This window comes from Roseovarius bejariae (assembly GCF_009669325.1).
GTDB lineage: Bacteria > Pseudomonadota > Alphaproteobacteria > Rhodobacterales > Rhodobacteraceae > Roseovarius > Roseovarius bejariae.
In genome coordinates this window covers 164,371-182,073 of record NZ_SZWE01000001.1, presented here as the reverse complement: position 1 = coordinate 182,073, position 17,703 = coordinate 164,371, and the positions used below count along the sequence as shown (strand labels likewise).

At 63.6% G+C, this 17,703-nt stretch carries 19 protein-coding genes; 13 read left to right on the top strand and 6 right to left on the bottom strand.

Annotation, left to right across the window (positions count from 1 at the left end; genetic code table 11):
- The first annotated feature begins 1 nt into the window (after nucleotide 1).
- The gene (locus FDP25_RS00955) at nucleotides 2-754 is read left to right on the top strand and encodes a maleate cis-trans isomerase family protein (RefSeq protein ID WP_154148313.1); all 753 of its coding nucleotides are present in this window, start codon (nucleotides 2-4) and stop codon (nucleotides 752-754) included.
- Nucleotides 751-1,884: a trans-sulfuration enzyme family protein gene (locus tag FDP25_RS00950; protein ID WP_154148312.1), complete on the top strand. Its 1,134-nt coding sequence runs from the start codon at nucleotides 751-753 to the stop codon at nucleotides 1,882-1,884. Before FDP25_RS00955 ends, FDP25_RS00950 begins: the two co-directional genes overlap by 4 nt.
- 423 nt (nucleotides 1,885-2,307) lie before the next feature.
- Here the strand turns inward: FDP25_RS00950 and FDP25_RS00945 are convergent, their stop codons facing one another.
- Genes FDP25_RS00945 through FDP25_RS00940 form a run of 3 tightly spaced genes read right to left on the bottom strand, consistent with a single transcriptional unit; the run spans nucleotide 2,308 to nucleotide 5,049 of the window.
- Nucleotides 2,308-3,492 carry a vWA domain-containing protein gene (locus FDP25_RS00945; protein WP_154148311.1) on the bottom strand — a complete coding sequence of 395 codons (1,185 nt, stop codon included), beginning with the start codon at nucleotides 3,490-3,492 and terminating at the stop codon, nucleotides 2,308-2,310.
- 6 nt (nucleotides 3,493-3,498) lie between these two features.
- A complete protein-coding gene (locus FDP25_RS17005; RefSeq protein ID WP_172982718.1) occupies nucleotides 3,499-3,666 on the bottom strand; it encodes a hypothetical protein in 168 nt (55 codons plus the stop codon).
- 15 nt (nucleotides 3,667-3,681) lie between these two features.
- Nucleotides 3,682-5,049 carry a DUF2927 domain-containing protein gene (locus FDP25_RS00940; RefSeq protein ID WP_154148310.1) on the bottom strand — a complete coding sequence of 456 codons (1,368 nt, stop codon included), beginning with the start codon at nucleotides 5,047-5,049 and terminating at the stop codon, nucleotides 3,682-3,684.
- A gap of 111 nt (nucleotides 5,050-5,160) precedes the next feature.
- Between FDP25_RS00940 and FDP25_RS17000 the strand changes: the two genes are divergently transcribed.
- Nucleotides 5,161-5,313 carry a hypothetical protein gene (locus FDP25_RS17000; RefSeq protein WP_172982717.1) on the top strand — a complete coding sequence of 51 codons (153 nt, stop codon included), beginning with the start codon at nucleotides 5,161-5,163 and terminating at the stop codon, nucleotides 5,311-5,313.
- 17 nt (nucleotides 5,314-5,330) lie between these two features.
- Here FDP25_RS17000 and FDP25_RS00935 read toward each other — a convergent pair whose 3' ends face one another.
- A complete protein-coding gene (locus tag FDP25_RS00935) occupies nucleotides 5,331-6,170 on the bottom strand; it encodes an AAA family ATPase (RefSeq protein WP_154148309.1) in 840 nt (279 codons plus the stop codon).
- 161 nt (nucleotides 6,171-6,331) lie between these two features.
- On the opposite strand from FDP25_RS00935, the gene dksA reads away from it, so the two are divergent.
- Nucleotides 6,332-6,787 carry an RNA polymerase-binding protein DksA gene (gene dksA / locus FDP25_RS00930; RefSeq protein ID WP_154148308.1) on the top strand — a complete coding sequence of 152 codons (456 nt, stop codon included), beginning with the start codon at nucleotides 6,332-6,334 and terminating at the stop codon, nucleotides 6,785-6,787.
- A 73-nt stretch (nucleotides 6,788-6,860) separates the two neighbouring features.
- Nucleotides 6,861-8,030 (top strand): FAD-dependent monooxygenase, encoded by a 1,170-nt coding sequence (locus FDP25_RS00925; RefSeq protein WP_154148307.1) that lies wholly within the window; start codon nucleotides 6,861-6,863, stop codon nucleotides 8,028-8,030.
- 4 nt (nucleotides 8,031-8,034) lie between these two features.
- Here the strand turns inward: FDP25_RS00925 and xth are convergent, their stop codons facing one another.
- Complete coding sequence (gene xth, locus FDP25_RS00920; RefSeq protein WP_154152960.1) at nucleotides 8,035-8,817, bottom strand: exodeoxyribonuclease III; 783 nt, start codon at nucleotides 8,815-8,817, stop codon at nucleotides 8,035-8,037.
- Nucleotides 8,818-9,151: 334 nt separating this feature from the next.
- Here xth and FDP25_RS00915 point away from each other — a divergent pair, with 334 nt between their 5' ends.
- From FDP25_RS00915 to FDP25_RS00900, 4 genes are all read left to right on the top strand, one after another.
- On the top strand, nucleotides 9,152-9,370 hold the full coding sequence (locus tag FDP25_RS00915; protein WP_154148306.1) for a DUF6749 family protein: 219 nt from the start codon (nucleotides 9,152-9,154) through the stop codon (nucleotides 9,368-9,370).
- Nucleotides 9,371-9,428: 58 nt separating this feature from the next.
- Entirely contained in the window at nucleotides 9,429-10,508 is a 1,080-nt protein-coding gene (locus FDP25_RS00910; protein WP_154148305.1) for a DUF6902 family protein, read from the top strand.
- Nucleotides 10,505-11,401 carry a DMT family transporter gene (locus FDP25_RS00905; RefSeq protein WP_154148304.1) on the top strand — a complete coding sequence of 299 codons (897 nt, stop codon included), beginning with the start codon at nucleotides 10,505-10,507 and terminating at the stop codon, nucleotides 11,399-11,401. Before FDP25_RS00910 ends, FDP25_RS00905 begins: the two co-directional genes overlap by 4 nt.
- A gap of 100 nt (nucleotides 11,402-11,501) precedes the next feature.
- Nucleotides 11,502-11,783, top strand: a complete 282-nt coding sequence (locus FDP25_RS00900) for a hypothetical protein (protein ID WP_154148303.1) — start codon at nucleotides 11,502-11,504, stop codon at nucleotides 11,781-11,783.
- Between the two features lie 8 nt (nucleotides 11,784-11,791).
- Here the strand turns inward: FDP25_RS00900 and FDP25_RS00895 are convergent, their stop codons facing one another.
- Nucleotides 11,792-12,115 carry a HesB/IscA family protein gene (locus FDP25_RS00895; RefSeq protein WP_154148302.1) on the bottom strand — a complete coding sequence of 108 codons (324 nt, stop codon included), beginning with the start codon at nucleotides 12,113-12,115 and terminating at the stop codon, nucleotides 11,792-11,794.
- A gap of 77 nt (nucleotides 12,116-12,192) precedes the next feature.
- On the opposite strand from FDP25_RS00895, the gene FDP25_RS00890 reads away from it, so the two are divergent.
- Genes FDP25_RS00890 through argS form a run of 4 tightly spaced genes read left to right on the top strand, consistent with a single transcriptional unit; the run spans nucleotide 12,193 to nucleotide 17,632 of the window.
- Entirely contained in the window at nucleotides 12,193-13,362 is a 1,170-nt protein-coding gene (locus tag FDP25_RS00890; RefSeq protein WP_425500515.1) for a deoxyguanosinetriphosphate triphosphohydrolase, read from the top strand.
- A 2-nt stretch (nucleotides 13,363-13,364) separates the two neighbouring features.
- Nucleotides 13,365-15,194, top strand: coding sequence for a cation:proton antiporter (locus tag FDP25_RS00885; protein ID WP_154148300.1), 1,830 nt, complete (start codon nucleotides 13,365-13,367; stop codon nucleotides 15,192-15,194).
- Nucleotides 15,195-15,227: 33 nt separating this feature from the next.
- Complete coding sequence (locus tag FDP25_RS00880; protein ID WP_154148299.1) at nucleotides 15,228-15,875, top strand: hypothetical protein; 648 nt, start codon at nucleotides 15,228-15,230, stop codon at nucleotides 15,873-15,875.
- A gap of 11 nt (nucleotides 15,876-15,886) precedes the next feature.
- The gene (gene argS / locus FDP25_RS00875; protein ID WP_154148298.1) at nucleotides 15,887-17,632 is read left to right on the top strand and encodes an arginine--tRNA ligase; all 1,746 of its coding nucleotides are present in this window, start codon (nucleotides 15,887-15,889) and stop codon (nucleotides 17,630-17,632) included.
- The last annotated feature ends 71 nt before the right edge of the window (nucleotides 17,633-17,703 follow it).

The window sequence follows — 17,703 nt, the reverse complement described above, 5'->3', positions numbered from 1 at the left end:
CATGGAGTATGAAACAGATGCAGGTGCGGGCGGCGGCTGCCGTCTTGGGCTGATCGTTCTGAGCACCGACGAGACCTTGGAATACGAGGCGCGGCAGGTTCTGGGCACGCGGCCTGTGAACCTTCTGCACGCGCGTATCCCCGCGCAGGCGGATGTCACGCCCGAGGATCTGGCGACCATGGCCGGTGAAATGACCGGCACGGCGGCGCGGCTGCCTGCGGGCCTGCGGGCGGTGGCCTATGGCTGTACCTCGGGGGCGACGGTGATCGGGCCGGAGCGGGTACAGGCCCTTGTACAAAAGGTACAGCCCGATGTGCCGGTGACCAACCCGATGTCCTCGGTGATCGCGGGGCTGGAGGCCCTCGGGGCGCGGCGCATCGCCTTGGTGACGCCCTATGTGCCCGACGTGACGGCCCCGATGCGCGCCTATCTGGCCGAGCGGGGCATCGAGGTGGTCAGCGAAGTCAGCTTCGGGCAAAGCGACGATTGGACGGTGGCCCGGATATCCGAAGCCTCGACCCGGGCGGCGATGCTGGAGGCCGGGCGGGCCGAGGGTGTGGAGGCGGTTTTCGCCAGTTGCACCAACCTGCGCACCTTCGGGGTGATCGGCGCGGTGGAGGCGGAATTGGGCCTGCCGGTGGTCACGTCCAATCAGGCGCTCCTGTGGCATCTTCTGTCGCTGGGGGATGTCGATGCCCGTGGCTGGGGGCCGGGGCGGCTGTTTGCCGGGCAAACTGCGGGGGCATTGGCATGAAAGATTGGAAACCGGCCACTCTGGCGGCGCAGGCCGCGGGCGCGCAGGAGCGCGAGACAGGCGGCATCGTGCCGGGGATTTCCGTCACCTCGACCTATGGACGGGGGCCGGATTACGCGCTGTTGCGGCCCGGTAATATCTATGGCCGGGACGAGAACGAGACCGTCCGGCAGGCCGAGGCGGTGATCCGCGCGCTTGAAGGGGCGGCGGCGACGCGGCTTTTCCCCTCGGGAATGGCGGCAATCGCGGCGGCGTTCCGCACGGTGCCCGGTGGCGGTCGGGTCGTCATGCAATCGGGGATTTACTGGGGCACGGTGAAATGGGCGCGGGAGTTCTGCGCGCGGCGGGGGATTACCCTTGACGAGGTCGAGGCGTCGGACCTGTCCTTGCTTTCCGGGGCCTTGTCGCAAAAGGCCGACCTGGTCTGGATCGAAGTGCCCTCGAACCCCTGGCTGAAGCTGGTGAATATCGAGGAGGCTGTCACGATTGCCCATGCGGCGGGGGCCGTGCTGGCGGTGGATGCCACGGCGGCCACGCCGGTCTTGATGCGCCCGCTGGAGATGGGCGCCGACCTGGTGATGCACTCCGCCACCAAGGGGCTCAACGGCCACTCCGACGTGGTCGCCGGGGGGCTTTCGGTCAAGGACGAAGGCCTTCCCGCGTGGCAGGCGATCTGCTCTGACCGGCACGATGCGGGCGCGATTCTCGGGCCGTTCGAGGCCTGGCTCTTGATGCGGGGGATGCGGACCCTGCCGTTGCGGGTGGAGCGCAGCAGTGAAAACGCCCTGCGCCTTGCACAGGCGCTTGAAAATCACGATGCACTCGAAGCGGTCTGGTATCCCGGACTTGCCACGCATCCGCAACACGCCCTTGCACAACGCCAGATGCAGGGTGGCTATGGCTGCCTTGTGTCGATCCTCGTCAAAGGTGGGTTCGAGGCGGCGGCGCGTGTGGTGTCACGCTTGCAGGTTTTCCATCGGGCCACCTCGCTTGGCGGGGTCGAAAGCCTTGTGGAACACCGCCATGTCATTGAGCCGCATACCGGCATACCGGAAAACCTGCTGCGGCTATCGGTGGGCATCGAAGATGCGGGCGACCTGATCGCGGATATCGAACAGGCGCTCCGTTAACCCTTCTTCTTTTCAAAAATATCCCGGGGAGTTTGAGGGGCAGCGCCCCTCATTCCAACACAACCTGTGCGGCGCAGCCGCGCCTTTTGGTCAAGCCTGACGCTTGAGCTTGTCACGTTCGCGGATCATCGCCTTGGCGGCGATATGCATACCGGCGGCGCGCAGGGAGTCGATACGGGTTTCGAGTTCTTCGATGGTCATGGTCAAATACTCCTTCTTCTTGTTGCGCGACGGCCAAAACCCACGCGCGGCGCGGAGGCGCCGGGGGTGGGTGGGCTACGCGTGATGAGGGGCGGACCGGCGGTGTCGCTCGTGGTCCGGGCGCGCAGGGCGCCGCTTTCCCTTGAACGGGGCAGGCCCTTGGCCGCCCGCGATGGTCAGAGACTTAACAGGTCTTCCGGCGGTTTCAACCGGGGCGACGGATCACCGCACCAATTCGCGCATGCCCGTGTCCAGCCCTTCGAGGGTCATGGGCACCATGCGGCCCTCGAAAATCTCGTGGATCATCTTGATCGACTGGGTATAGGGCCAGCGCCCCTGCGGGACCGGGTTGATCCAGAGGTGATCGGGCCATTGCTGTCGCGCGCGGTCCAGCCATGTCTGGCCGGCTTCGGCGTTCCAGTGCTCGTTGGCGCCGCCGGGGTAGGCGATCTCGTAGGGCGACATGGAGGCATCGCCCACGAAGATGCATTTATAATCCGGTCCATAGGTATGCAGCACGTCCCATGTCGGTGTCACCTCGTTCCAGCGGCGCGCGTTGTCGCGCCAGACGCCTTCGTAAAGGCAGTTGTGGAAGTAGTAGTATTCGAGGTGTTTGAATTCGGCGCGGGCGGCCGAAAACAGTTCCTCGACCACCTTGATGTGGTCGTCCATGGAGCCGCCGACATCCAGAAACAGCAGTACCTTGACCGCGTTACGCCGCTCCGGGCGGGTCTGCACGTCAAGGTAGCCGTGTTCGGCCGTGGCACGGATGGTGCCGTCGAGGTCCAACTCCTCCTCGGCGCCGTCGCGCACCCATTGGCGCAGGCGTTTCAGCGCCACCTTGATGTTGCGGGTGCCGATCTCGACGCTGTCGTCGAGGTTGCGGAATTCGCGTTTGTCCCAGACCTTCACGGCGCGGCGGTGGCGGGATTTGTCCTGCCCGATGCGCACGCCTTCGGGGTTGTAGCCATAGGCGCCGAAGGGCGAGGTGCCGGCGGTGCCGATCCATTTGTTGCCCCCCTGATGGCGGCCTTCCTGTTCTTCCAGACGTTTCTTGAGGGTTTCCATGAGCTTGTCGAAGCCGCCAAGCGCCTCGATCTCGGCCTGTTCCTCGGGCGTGAGGTGCTTTTCGGCCATCTTGCGCAGCCAGTCTTCGGGGATGTCCACGGCGTTGAGGACGTCGCTTGCCGTGATTTCCTCCAGCCCTTGGAAACAGTGCGAAAAGGCGCGGTCGAAGCGGTCGATCATGCGCTCGTCCTTCACCATGGCCGACCGGGCGAGGTAGTAGAACCCTTCGACGTCATAGGTGACAAGATCGGTGGTCAGGGCCTCGAGGAATGTCAGGTATTCCCGCAGGCTGACCGGGACACCGGTTTTGCGCAGGGTATCGAAGAAGGGCAGGAACATCGCGGGTCAAGCGATCCCGCGATACAGGAAAATCGTCAGGAACAGTGACGCCAGCGTGAACATGAGGCAATAGACCGCCGCGTATTGCAGGATGTCGGCGGTATTGCCCTTGCGGCGTTTGGCGATCAATGCGCCGGTGACAGCGCCGAGGATGGCGCCAATAATGATGATCATGCGTTGCCAGCCCTGTTAGCCGTTCGGTCCTTTGAGCGGGCTGAGCGCCGAGATGTCGCGCAGCTTGGCGCGCACCGCCCAGTCCGCGCCGAACCCGTACCGCGCCCAGCCCAGACTGTCCAGTCGGACGGAGCGGGCCTCGGCAACGCGGCCGGTCAATTCCAGCGCTTCGGCACGGAGCATCATGAGGGTTGCCAGAAGCGCCGCGTTCTCGTGGCGTTCGGCGGTGGACAGATAGGGTGTAAGCAACATCAGGGCGTCTTCCCCGCGGCCTTGGGCAATGGCATAGGCGGCCAGTTGCGAGGCGGTATAGGCGCGGTGCAGGGTAGTGCCGGGCGTGCGTTTGTAGAACTGCTCGGCAATGACGAATTGATCCTGTGCGAAATCGGGGTCGGTGGATTGGGTCAGGCGGCCAAGCGCGAAATGCGAAAAGGCGCGTCGGTGATCCGTCCAGCCCACGGCCTCGGCGATGCGCAGGGCTTCGCGCGCGGTGGTGCGGCGCTGTGCGGAGCGCGCGCCCGGCCCCAGTGCGGTCTGGATATTGCGAATCCAGGCGCGCGGGGTGCTGGAGGCATAGCGCGGGGCGATCTTGTCGCCTGCGGGGTTCAGGCGGCTGAGGATCGCGGGCAGGCGGCGGGCCACCTGTGCGCGGGTCATGCCCGAGTGCAATTCGGGCGAGTAATAAGCCCGCAGGATCAGCATGTCGAAGCCGGTGAGAACGGTATGCACGTTGTCGTCGTTGAAGACGGAATCTGGCAGGCGGTAGAGATCGTTCAGCGGGCCGATGGCCTGTGCCAGTTCCTCGTGCAGGCAGTCGCGCACCTCTTGCGGGGAGCTGTCGTTGGGAATGAACACCGCCAGTTTTTCGCGTTTCTTCAGCAGCGACCAGTTGGTGATCCGGCTGTGGCGCGCTTTGCGGTATTGCGACAGGCGCGAGATATTGGGCACGACGAAACAGGCCGCTTGCGGCAGGTGGCGGCGAATTTCGCTGCGCGGGACGGCCTCGACCGTGATGTTGGCGGTATCCGAACGGACGCGGGCCACGTCGATTCCGGCTTCGGTGCGCAAACGGTGCACGAGGCGGTTGAGATCGGGGATCAGGGTGGGCGGCGGGCTGCCGGTGACGCGGATCGAGATCGGTTGCTCGAAACGCGAGAAATGTTGCAGGGGGCGACCGGATTCCAGCTGGAAGCTGAGTTCGAGAAAATCGCGCTGTATGTCGCGGTTCGAGCGCCTTGGCGGCACCGGGCGCGGGGCGGAGAACCGCTTCATCGCGGGCATGGTGCTTTGGTCGTGTGTGGCCGCGCGCGAGGGCATGTCAGCCGAGGTGCCGGGCATACATGCCCCGAGCATCAAACAGATAGGTAGAATAACACGGCGCATGTGCCCCCCGAAGCCTGTATTTCCAAACACACGGGCCCAACCGGAATGGTAAGGCCCGTCTGTCCTGCGTCGGCGGGGTGCGGTCAGCTGCGCATTGTCGCTTTGCGCCTGATGATCGCTCTGCTCGAAGCCTTGGCAGGATCGGAGGTAGTTATGCCCCTCATCCTGACCAGCGTATGGAGCAAAAAAGGCAAAAATGTGACCGATTCGACGGGGGCTCGAACCGGCTGCCATATTTGGAATTTTCCAGCCTTTTATCAATGATCTGGCGGCTTTCAGGGTTAGCGTTGGCGCCGGGCCATGAAGGCGAGGCGTTCGAAAAGATGCACGTCCGCCTCGTTCTTGAGAAGGGCACCGTGCAGTTTGGGCAATGCATCGGCGCCATCCCGCTTGAGATCGGCCGGGTCAAGGTCTTCGGCCAGCAGCAGTTTCAGCCAATCGAGCACCTCGGAGGTGGAGGGTTTCTTCTTGAGGCCGGACTGGTCGCGAATCTCGTAGAACTGCGTCAGCGCGGTGGTCAGGAGCTGATCCTTGATGCCGGGGTGATGCACCTCGACGATTTTTTTCATCGTCTCCATGTCGGGGAAGCGGATGTAGTGGAAGAAACAGCGGCGCAGGAAGGCGTCGGGCAGTTCCTTTTCGTTGTTGGAGGTGATGATGACGATGGGGCGGTTCTGGGCGCGCACGGTTTCGCCGGTTTCGTAGACGTGGAATTCCATCCGGTCGAGCTCTTGCAACAGGTCGTTGGGGAACTCGATGTCGGCCTTGTCGATCTCGTCGATCAGCAACACCACCTTCTTGCCCGCCTCGAAAGCCTGCCAGAGCTTGCCCTTGCGGATGTAGTTGCCCACATCATGGACGCGTTCATCGCCCAGTTGGCTGTCGCGCAGGCGCGAGACCGCATCGTATTCGTAAAGCCCTTGTTGCGCCTTGGTTGTGGACTTGATGTTCCATTCGATCATCTCAAGTCCGAGTCCTTCGGCCACCTGGCGGGCGAGTTCGGTCTTGCCGGTGCCGGGCTCGCCCTTGACCAGAAGCGGACGTTCCAGCGTAACGGCGGCGTTGACGGCGACGGTAAGGTCATCGGTGGTGACATAGGCCTCGGTGCCTTGAAATTTCATGTGTTTTCCTGCCCTTGTTCCTGCGGTGCATAAGGTTTCAGCGCGGACAGTAAGGCCATGCGGGAAACACATCAATGCACCGTGATTGCCTAGTGACATTGCCTTGGATGGGGTGTAGAGCGAGCGCATGGAAGCGCCAACGGTCTGAGGAGACGCAAGCCATGCCAGACATTGGCCTTGATGAGGGGAGCACCATGAAAGCCGAAGTCTTTCTACCTGAAGACTATCGCCCGGCCGAAGACGAGCCGTTCATGAACGAACGTCAGCTTGAGTATTTCCGCCGTAAGCTGACCAATTGGAAGAACGAGTTGCTGGAAGGCAGCCGGGACACCATCGAGGGGTTGCAGGACAGCACCCGCGCGATCCCGGATGTGGCCGACCGGGCCAGCGAGGAAACCGACCGCGCCATCGAATTGCGCACCCGGGACCGTCAGCGCAAGCTGGTGGCCAAGATCGACAGCGCATTGCGCCGGATCGAAGAGGGGGAATACGGATATTGTGAAGTGACCGGAGAGCCGATCAGCCTCAAGCGGCTTGATGCGCGCCCGATCGCGACCATGAGTCTGGAAGCGCAGGAACGCCACGAGCGGCGCGAGAAAGTTCACCGCGACGATTGAGCGTCGCACTCAGGGAACTTGAACGACGCCGGGGCACTGACCTCGGCGTTTTTCGTCTTAGGCGGGATGAGCCATGAGCCTTGATGGAAAGAAATGCCTTGTGGTCGGCGCCGGCATCGGCGGCCTCGCCGTGGCCCGTGCGCTGGCGCTGCGTGGGGCCGAGGTCACCGTGCTGGAACAGGCCGATGCGATTCGCGAGGTGGGCGCGGGGTTGCAGATCAGCCCGAATGGTTTTGCCGTCTTGCGCGCGCTCGGGCTGGCCGATGCGTTGCGCGCGGCGGGCGTTCAGGGCGAGGCCGTCAGCCTGCGCGATTACCGCAAGGGCGAGGTGGCGCGGCTGGACCTGGGGCGTTTGGACAGCCGGGATTATTATTTCCTGCATCGTGCCGATTTGATCGAAGTTCTGGCCGAGGGGGCGCGGACCGCCGGTGTCCGTATCCGCCTGTTGCAACGGGTGGAGCGGGTGGAGCCGGGCCCGCGCCCGGCGGTGCACCTGAGCAACGGGGCGGTTCTGGAGGCCGACCTTGTAGTTGGGGCTGACGGGTTGCATTCAAAGGCGCGGCAGGCGTTGAACGGCACGGTGGCGCCCTTTTTCACCCGGCAAGTGGCTTGGCGGGCCGTGGTGCCCAACGACGAAGGGCGGGGCCCGGAGGCGCGGGTTCATATGGGGCCGATGCGCCATGTGGTGAGTTATCCGTTGCGCGATCGGCGGCTGTTGAACGTCGTGGCGGTACAGGAACGCGCCGCATGGACCGCGGAAAGCTGGAGCCAGAAGGACGACCCGATGGTCCTGCGGGCGGCCTTCGAGGATTTCGGGCCCGAGGTGCAGGATATTCTGGCGCGGATCGACGAGGTCTATCTTTGGGGGCTGTTTCGCCATCCGGTCGCATCCAACTGGCACGGTCAGGGGATGGCGATTCTTGGTGATGCGGCGCACCCGACGCTGCCGTTCATGGCGCAGGGGGCCTGCATGGCGCTTGAGGATGCTTGGGCGCTGGCCGATTGCATGGCGGGCGAGGGCCCCATGGAGGCGCGGCTGGCCCGATATCAGGCACGGCGCGCGGAGCGGGCCAAGCGCGTGGTGGATGCGGCCAGCGGCAATGCATGGAAATACCACCTGTCCTTCCCGCCGCTTCGTTGGGCGGCGCATGGCGTGATCCGCGCGGGCGGGCGTCTGGCGCCGGAGCGGATGATGCGGCAGTTCGACTGGATTTACGGGTATGACGTGACGGCGGAGGCCTAAGAGGTCAGGCGTCAAGCTCCACCCAGATCGGCACGTGATCGGAGGGTTTTTCGCGCCCCCGGATCTCTTTGTCGATCTGGCAATCGAGCAGCAGGTCGGCGCATTGCGGGCTGAGCAGGAAATGGTCGATGCGGATGCCGTCGTCGCGGTTCCATGCGCCCGCCTGGTAATCCCAGAAGGTATAATGCCCGGGGCCGTGGTGGCGGCTGCGGAAGGCTTCGGTCAGGCCGAGGTTCACGATCCGGCGAAAGGCGGCGCGGCTGTCGGGGAGGGCGAGGGCATCCTTGGCCCAGGCCTCGGGGCGCTTGGCGTCTTCATCCTGCGGGATGATGTTGTAATCGCCTGCCATGAGGAAGGGTTCCTCGGTGTCGAGCAGGGTTTCGGCGCGGGCCTTGAGGCGCTCCATCCACTTGAGTTTGTAGTCGTATTTCGGCCCCGGTGCGGGGTTGCCGTTGGGCAGGTAGAGGCCGCAGACATGGACCGGCCGGGTGTCGCCGATCACCGTGGCCTCGATCCAGCGGGCCTGTTCATCGGAGTCGTCGCCGGGCAACCCGCGGGTGACATCCTCCAGCGGCAGTTTCGACAGGATGGCGACGCCGTTGAAGCTTTTCTGGCCATGGGTTTCGACGGTATATCCCATGTCCTCGAAATGCTCGCGCGGGAAATTTTCATCGACCGATTTGATTTCCTGTAGCAGGGCGACATCGGGCTGTGCCTCTTGCAGCCAATCGGAGAGCGCGGCGATGCGCGCCTTGATACCGTTGATATTGAAGCTGGCGATTTTCATGGCGACCCCCGGTTTGGCGTTGTCCTTTCTATCGCGCAGCGGCGCCGCCGGGGCAAGGGTGCGTTGTGATGATGCCAAGCAACATTCGCATAGGTTGATTCGGTGAAATTATTAACCTGCTTGGGTTGAATATATCCACATTCCAATGTTGTGGATAAAAAATATCGGTAGGGGAAACAATCACGATTTCCCATCGGAAAGTCGCGCTTTTGGTCATGATCCGTGCGTGTGGATGACTTGTGGACAAACATAACAGGGCGAAAAAACACTTTGGATTACAATCATGACGTGCAAGCGTTCTTGTGCTGCAACCCAAGCAAATTTGGAGAAAAACATGCTTGCACAACTGAAAACCGAAGAGATTTCCACCCCTCAAGCCGTGGCCAGCTTGCACGATGGTCAAGCCGTAGAGGCCTTTACCACCTCTTTGCTGGCGGGCACGGAGATGGGTCTTGGCGAAGGTGTTGAGATGATGACCACCTCGCTGGCTCCTGTGGGGGCGGTCGACGCCCAGAGCGGTGATGCGGTCGAAGCGTTCACCACGAGCCTTTGACCCTGTCGCGAAACGGGGCGTCTTGCCCCTTGTTCCCCAGTTCCAAGGAGCCTGAATGATGAGTAATGTCGTTCAACTGGATGTCCCGTTTCGCCAGAACAGCATGGCCGCACGTCAGGCGGCCATGCTGGACCGGTTCGCACGACACCGCCGCCTTGACGGCGATGTCTTCTGGCTGAAGGAAAATGCCGAGGCGCTTAACGTGCTGGAAAGCACCGCTGCGGTATTGCCGGAGGGCGCGTTGCGGGTGCATCGCGCCTTTTATGATGAGATCGAGCGGCGCATGGGGTTTTTCCCACAGTATTATCGTTTCTTTCTGGGGCTTTGCCTTGATCTTGAGGATCTGGGGATTGGCGGGACCAAGGGCGAGGGATTGACCCGCTGGGTGGCCCGGCAGGGGCTGGCCCGGGCCGAGCTTTCGGATTTGCAACGCGCCGAGGCGCGGCGGCTGTGCCTGCGCCGTGGTGTGGACCCGGTAGCGGAGGACGGGGGATTGAATGATCGGCTTCGTGGGTTCGTGCGGCGCTCCGAGACCTTTGCACTTCCCAACAAGAAGGCGGCCTATGAACTGACCCATATCGTGTTTTACCTGTCGGAATACGGGCGGCGAGACCCCGAGGTGGGGCAGGCCTTCATCGACAGCCTGCATTTCGCCGGAACGCTGGCCTTTCTGGAGCTGAATCTTGATCTGCTGGCCGAGATCTGTATCGCGCTGCGCTTTGCCGGGGCCGTGCCGCCGGAGGTCTGGGAAACTTGGATGCGTGAACAGGCCGGGCTGTTTCGGTTGGAAACCGTACACGGGGGTGGCGCGCCACAGGATGATTATCACCCTTGGCTGGTGGTCAACTGGGCCATGGTGGTGGCCGGGCAAGGCGGTTTTGCCCAGCAGATCCCCGAAGGGCGCGTGATGTTCCGGCAACCCGCCGCGGCGGTGGGGCCGCTGCGGGAACTGTCGGAGTGCATCTACCGGATGGACGAGGCGCGGAGCGGCGATTGGCACCAAATGCGCGACAGGGTGCAGGAGGCCCTGTCAGACGAGGCGCGCCGGGTGCTGGAGGCCGCCGAGGCCGCGACCGACCGCTTCGAGGCCTTTTTCGCGGGCTTTGCGCGGACCGGCCAGCAGCAGGTGGCGTTATGAGCAATCCACCCGTCATTCCGGGCCTCGTGCTTTGCCTGTTTTACACGGTTTTGATCACAGGGGCGGATGCGATCACGAAGGCGTTTGGGCAAGCCTATGCCGCGCCCCAGTTGTTTGCCCTTTCGGGGCTTTTGGTGGCGGGGTTCAGCCTTGTGATGGGGCGGATCGGTGCAGGCGGCACGCAGGGGCTTAGAACGCATTGTCCAAGGGCCATGGCCTTGCGATCCGGGGCAACGGTTTTCGGGTCGCTTGCCTTTTACCATGCCTTTACCCTGCTGCCCTTTGCCGAGGTCTTTATTTTCGTTGCCCTCATCCCGATCCTCTCGGCGCTTTTATCGGGGCCGGTCTTGGGCGAGGCAGTGCGCGGCCCGGCCTGGGGGGCGCTCGGGCTTGGTGCGCTCGGGGTTATGTGCCTGTTTCCCGGCGGGTTTACCATGATTGGGGCGGGCCATCTGATTGCGCTGATGGCGGTGCTGCTTGGCACCGTGTCACTGGTGACGGCGCGCTATATCGGGCGGCGGGATAACAACCTGCTGGCGCAGGTGTTTTATCCCAACCTTGCGCTCGGGCTGGTGATGTGCGCCGCGTTGCCCTTTGTCTATGTGCCCATGACGGCGCAAGACGTGGCATGGGCCGTGGGTTATGCCGTGCTGCTTTTCACGGCGCGTTGGGTTCTGGTTGCGGCCTTGCAGGTGTTGCCGGCCTACGTGGTCACGCCCCTGATGAACATGCAATTCGTCTGGATGGTGATGATCGGCGCGCTTGTCTTTGGCGAGGCGCCGGGGCCGGGTGTCTATCTCGGGGCCTTGATCGTGATTGCCGCCGGCCTTTGGGTGCTGCGTGAACAGGCGCGGCCAGTGATCAAACCCACCCCGGCACTGCCCGCGGAATAGGCGATCGAAGGCCTGTGCGTTGAGAATTCGTGATTTCCCCGCGAAATTGCGGCCCGGACCGCGTTAGCCTTGGACCGGACCAACAACCAAGGGGGATGTCATGTTCGATTTTCTGAAACGTCTGCGCGGAGGGCCGGGCGAGGCCGAGGAGGGGCAGCGCGCGAAGTTCGAGCGTCTGGTGGAGGAATTGAACGCCGCGATTGCCGAGTTGCCCGAGAAACCCGCCGTCACGATCACGCCAGAGACCGGCGCGCTGTCTTTCGAGATGCCCGAGCAGTTTCCCGATGAGGCGCTGGCCCTGCCCAAACCCGATGCAACGGAATCCGAGCCTGAATCGGATAACGCCGAGGACACCGAGAAAGAGGAGGCCAAGGCGGTCTGAGCCTGAGCCTACATCGAAAAAGAGGTCCCGCAGCCGCAGGAACTGCTGGCGTTGGGGTTGTCGATGGTGAAGCGCGCGCCGATCAGTTCTTCGGTGAAGTCAATCGTCGCGCCGGTCAGGAAGGGCAGGGAGATGCTATCGACGACGACCTTCTGGCCTTGCCCTTCGAGAATGACATCATCCTTGGCGGGGGTATCGAGCTTGATGTCGTATTGAAAGCCCGAACAGCCGCCCCCCTCGACGGCGACACGCAGGGCCTGACCCTGATCACCGGCACCGATTTCGGCCAGCCGGGCGAAGGCGCGGTCGGTCACTTTCGGGGGTAATTGCATGGTGCTCTCCTGACGGTTTCTTAATGCATCACTTTGCAATATATGGGGCGCGTTAACAGGCGACAAGGATGGCTGTCATGCAAATGCCCTATGCCGCGGACCCGGGCACCAGCCGGGGACGGTTGGTAGACGAGGAAGAAAGCGCGTTCCGCTCTTGTTATCAACGGGATCGTGACAGGATCATCCACTCCAGCGCCTTTCGCCGCCTCAAGCACAAGACGCAGGTGTTCGTGGAACACGAAGGCGATTATTTCCGCACGCGGCTGACCCATTCCATCGAGGTGGCGCAGGTGGCGCGCACGATTGCCGGGGCGCTTGGCCTGAACCAGGAACTGACCGAGGCGGTGGCGCTGGCGCATGACCTTGGGCATACACCCTTCGGGCATACCGGCGAGGATGCCCTTGATGCCCTGATGCAGCCCTATGGCGGGTTCGATCATAACGCACAGGCGGTGCGCATCGTCACCAGTCTTGAGCGGCACTACGCGGAATTCGACGGGTTGAACCTGACGTGGGACACGCTGGAAGGGATCGCCAAGCATAACGGGCCGGTCATGGGGGCGTTGCCATGGGCCTTGGACGAGTACAACGCGCGGCATGATCTGGAATTGCACAGCCATGCCAGCGCCGAGGCGCAGGTGGCGGCATTGGCCGATGACATCGCCTATAACAACCACGACCTGCACGACGGGTTGCGCGCGGGGCTGTTTACCGAGGCCGATATTCGCGCCCTGCCCATCGTCGGGGCCTGTTATGCCGAGGTTGATGCGAAATATCCCGACATTGAAGATTACCGGCGGCGGCACGAGGCCCTGCGCCGGGTTTTCGGTGTCATGGTGGGCGATGTGATCGACGCCTCGCGCGCGGTGTTGGAACAGACCGCGCCCGGCACGGCGCAGGCCGTACGTGACCTGGGCCGCCCGGTGATCCGCTTTTCCGATCAGGGCGGGCGGGACATTCGCGCCATTCATGAATTCCTGTTCGAACGCATGTATCGCGCGCCGAGCGTGATAGAGATGCGCAAGCGTGTGACCCATGTGGTGGAGGAGTTGTTCCCGTTTTACATGGCGAATCCCGCGCATCTTCCGGGCCGCTGGCAGGGGGATGTGGCGCGGGTCAGCGATGAAACTGGCCTTGCGCGGCTGGTCAGCGATTACATCGCGGGGATGACCGACCGCTATGCCTTGGAAAGTCACGCGCGGCTTTTGGGCGGTGGCGCTGTGAATCTTGATCGTAGGGGTGTGTAACGATGGCTGTTGAGACTGCTGCCGATGGGGCGCTGGCCCCGGTGATGGCCTTCGCGCTGGTGGGCGCGCTTGGCGTCGGGGCGCAATGGGCCGCGTGGCGGCTTCGGATGCCCGCCATCGTCCTGATGCTTCTGGCGGGGCTGGCCGTGGGGCCGGTATTCGGGGTTTTCGACCCTGAACGCGATATCGGCCCGCTCATGGGGCCGATGATTTCGGTCGCCGTGGCGATCATCCTGTTCGAGGGCGGCATGACACTCAGCCTGCATTCGCTGCGCGGGGCGGCGGAAGGAGTGAAGCGGCTTGTCTTTGTCGGGGCGCCCCTGGGCTGGCTGTTCTCGGCGCTTGCGCTGCGCTACGTGGCGGGGCTGGATTGGGCCTCATCGGCGGTGTTCGGGGGGATCATGATCGTCACCGGCCCGACGGTGATCGCGCCGCTGTTGCGGCAGGCACGGCTCAATCGGCGCCCGGCGCAATTGTTGCAATGGGAGGCCATCGTCAACGATCCGATCGGCGCGCTGGCCGCCGTTCTGGCCTTCGAGGTGGTCCTGGTGCTGCAAGCGGCGGAAACCATGGGCGATGCCGTTTGGGACATGGCGCGCGGCGTATTGGTGGCCAGCGTTATGGGGGCCGCCGCCGGGTGGGCGGTATCCGAGGGCTTCCGGCGGGCCTATGTGCCCGAATACATGAAGGTGCCGGTCCTTTTTGCCGTTCTTCTGGGGGTGTTTGCCCTGTCGGATTATGTCCTGCATGAAAGCGGGCTTCTGGCGGTGACGGTCATGGGGATCTGGATCGCCAATGCCGATTTGCCCAGCTACACCGAGTTGCGCCGGTTCAAGGAGCACGCGACGATCCTTCTGGTCTCGGGCGTCTTCATCCTTCTGGCGGCGAATATGGATTTCGAAACGCTGGCGCTGCTGGATTGGCGTGCCGGGGTTTTCGTACTGGCGGTCATTCTTCTGGTGCGGCCCCTGACTGTGCTTTTATCGCTGGTGGGGACGCGCCTGCCGATGAAAGAGCGGTTCCTGGTCGGACTGACCGGACCGCGCGGTGTGGTTCTGGTGGCCGTGGCCGGGCTGTTCGGGGAACGGTTGGTGGCCGAGGGCGTTGAAAAGGCAGCACTTTTGACGCCGCTGGCCTTTGCGCTGGTGGCTGCGACGGTGGTCTTGCATGGCTTTTCCCTGCGCCCCATGGCCCGCGCCCTGGGTTTGGCGGGGGCGGCCACGCCGGGGGTGATCATTGCGGGCGGGTCGCAATTCGCCGCCTCGCTGGCCAGTGCCTTGCGTGAGATAGAGGTGCCGGTTCTGGTGGCCGATGCCAACCGCACCCGCCTGCGGGCGGCGCGCGAGGAGGGGCTGCCGGTGTTCTTTGGCGACATCCTGTCGGAGGCCGCCGAACATGGCGTCGAGATCATGAGTTACGACAAGGTGATCGCCGCCTCGGACAATGATGCTTACAACACGCTTGTCGCCACTGACCTTGCACCGGAATTCGGCCGCGACAATGTCTTTCAGCTCAAACGCGCAAAACAGGACAGCCGGCGTCATGCGCTGCCCTCCACGCTGGGGGGACGGGCGATTGCCGGGGGGCTGACCTATTACGAGATCGCCTCGAAGATGAACACGGGCTGGAGTGTGCGCAGCACCAAGTTGAGCGAGGACTATACGCTTGATCAATGGCAGGAGGCCAACCCGGAGGCTATCCTTCTGGCCGAAGTGCCCGAGGGCGGGGCGCTGCGCCTGTTGGCCGAGGAGGCCACGCCGAAAGCGGCGGCGGGCACGCGGGTTCTGGCCTTGATGAGGCCGCGCGAGGCGGCGGGTGAGGCCAAGGCATAGCAGGGGCCGTCCGGCCATCGGATGTGAGTTGTGATGGATGCGATAGATTTCAGGGAATGCGTGGTGGTGATCCTTGCCGCCGGCTGTGCCGAGGGGCGCGACCTGGCGTCGATGTCGGCCCGGGCCGGGGCGCGTGTCGTGGTGGTCGACAACGACGCAGCCGAGGTCAACGCCATTGCCCGCCTCGCGCCCGACCGGATCGAAGCCTTGCACCTTGATGTCCTGAACCCTGCACATTGCCGGGTGTTTTGCGAGGCTTGGGGGGACGAGCCGCTTGACCTTCTGATCCAGTGTCAGGCCCTTCGCGCGCCGCATCGCCTTGGGGCCGCGGCACAGTCCATCCCGGCCATGACCGAGGGACTGGCCAAAGGCTTGGCACGGGGCAGGGGGCGTGTTGTGACGCTCCATCGCTCTGCCGAGGTGGTGGAAAACGTGGGGCAAAGGGCCATGACCCATGCCCTTGAGGCCTTGCCGTGGCTGATGCAGGCCACGCCTTGGGCCAAGGGCCTGCGGGTGACGGCCCTGCGTCTGCCGGAGGGCCGCGCACACCACGGGTTGCGCATGGCGGTGCGAGGGATGATGGCCCGGGATACGCCCTTTGCGCCGGGGGTGGTCCTGCCGCTGTCCCCCGATGCGATTGACGCGGGCCGTAGCGGTGTTAAACCGGCGCGCGACGAATGAAGGATGACACGATGAACCTTTTCACCGAAATCCATACGCTGGTTCTGGATGCCTTGGCCGCCATGCAGGCCGAGGGCGCGCTGCCCGAGGGGCTGGACCTTGGCAATGTGACGGTCGAGCCGCCGCGCGACCCCGCGCATGGCGACATGGCCACAAACGCCGCGATGGTGCTGGCCAAACCCGCCAAGGCCAAACCGCGCGATATTGCCGACGATCTGGCCGCCCGCCTGCGCGGCGATGACCGGATCACGGAGGCCGAAGTGGCCGGACCGGGGTTCCTCAACCTGCGGCTGGCGCCGTCGATGTGGCAAGCGGTGATGCGCGCCGCCCTTGAAACCGGCGATGATTTCGGCCGCTCGGACATGGGGCAGGGTACGCGCGTCAACGTCGAATACGTCAGCGCCAACCCGACCGGCCCCTTGCATGTGGGCCATACCCGTGGCGCGGTCTTTGGCGATGCGCTGGCCAGTCTTCTGGATTTCGTGGGTTATCACGTGACCCGCGAGTATTACATCAACGATGGCGGCGCGCAGGTCGATGTCCTGGCGCGCTCGGTCTACCTTCGCTACTTGGAGGCGCATGGCCGCGACGTGGCCTTCGAGGATGGCACCTATCCGGGCGATTACCTGATTGCGGTGGGCGAGGCCCTGATGGAAGAGGTGGGCGAGGCCTATGTCGATCAGCCCGAGGCCGTCTGGCTGGCCGAGGTGCGGGCCTTTGCCACCGACGCGATGATGGATTTGATCCGCGACGATTTGAAGGCTTTGGGCGTCGAGATGGACGTCTTCTTCTCGGAAAAATCGCTCTATGGCACGGGCCGGATCGAAGAGGCGTTGGAGGCGCTGGAGCGCAAGGGCCTGATCTATGAAGGCGTGCTTGAGCCGCCCAAGGGCAAGAAGCCCGAGGATTGGGAGCCGCGTGAACAGACGCTGTTCAAATCCACCGAACATGGCGATGACGTGGACCGCCCGGTGAAGAAATCCGACGGAAGCTGGACCTATTTCGCCCCCGATATCGCCTATCACTATGACAAGGTGGAGCGCGGTTTCGAGATGCTGATCGACGTCTTTGGCGCCGATCATGGCGGGTACGTCAAGCGGATGAAGGCGGCTGTTTCGGCCCTGACCGATGGTAAGGTGCCGCTGGACATCAAGCTGACCCAGCTTGTGAAGCTTTTCAAGAACGGTGAGCCCTTCAAGATGTCCAAGCGGGCTGGCACCTTCGTGACCCTGCGCGATGTCGTGGATGCCGTGGGCAAGGACGTGACGCGCTTTCACATGCTGACCCGCAAGAATGATGCGCCCTTGGATTTCGATTTCGACAAGGTGTTGGAGCAATCCAAGGACAACCCGGTGTTCTACGTGCAATATGCCAATGCGCGGGTGAACAGCGTGCTGCGCAAGGCGCGCGAGGCCGGGATCGACGTGGACGACGCCACGCTGGCCAAGGCCGATCTGGCAAGCCTAAGCCACGAGGCCGAACTGGCCGTGGCCAAGAAGCTGGCGGAATGGCCGCGCTTGGTGGAAATTGCGGGCCGCACGAACGAGCCGCATCGCGTGGCCTTTTACCTGTACGATCTGGCCAGCGAGTTGCACGCGCTGTGGAACCGGGGCAACGACGATCCGTCGCTGCGTTTCCTGCAAGAGGGCGACGCGGCCACGTCACAGGCGAAAATCGCGCTGGCGCGGGCCACGACCGTTGTTATTTCCGCAGGTCTTGGTATTCTTGGTGTCACTCCGGCCGAGGAGATGCGGTAACGAAACCGCACGCATGAGCCGGGGTGAGGCAGAGAAACAAACCCCGGCGGCCATGTTCCGCCGTGGCAGTG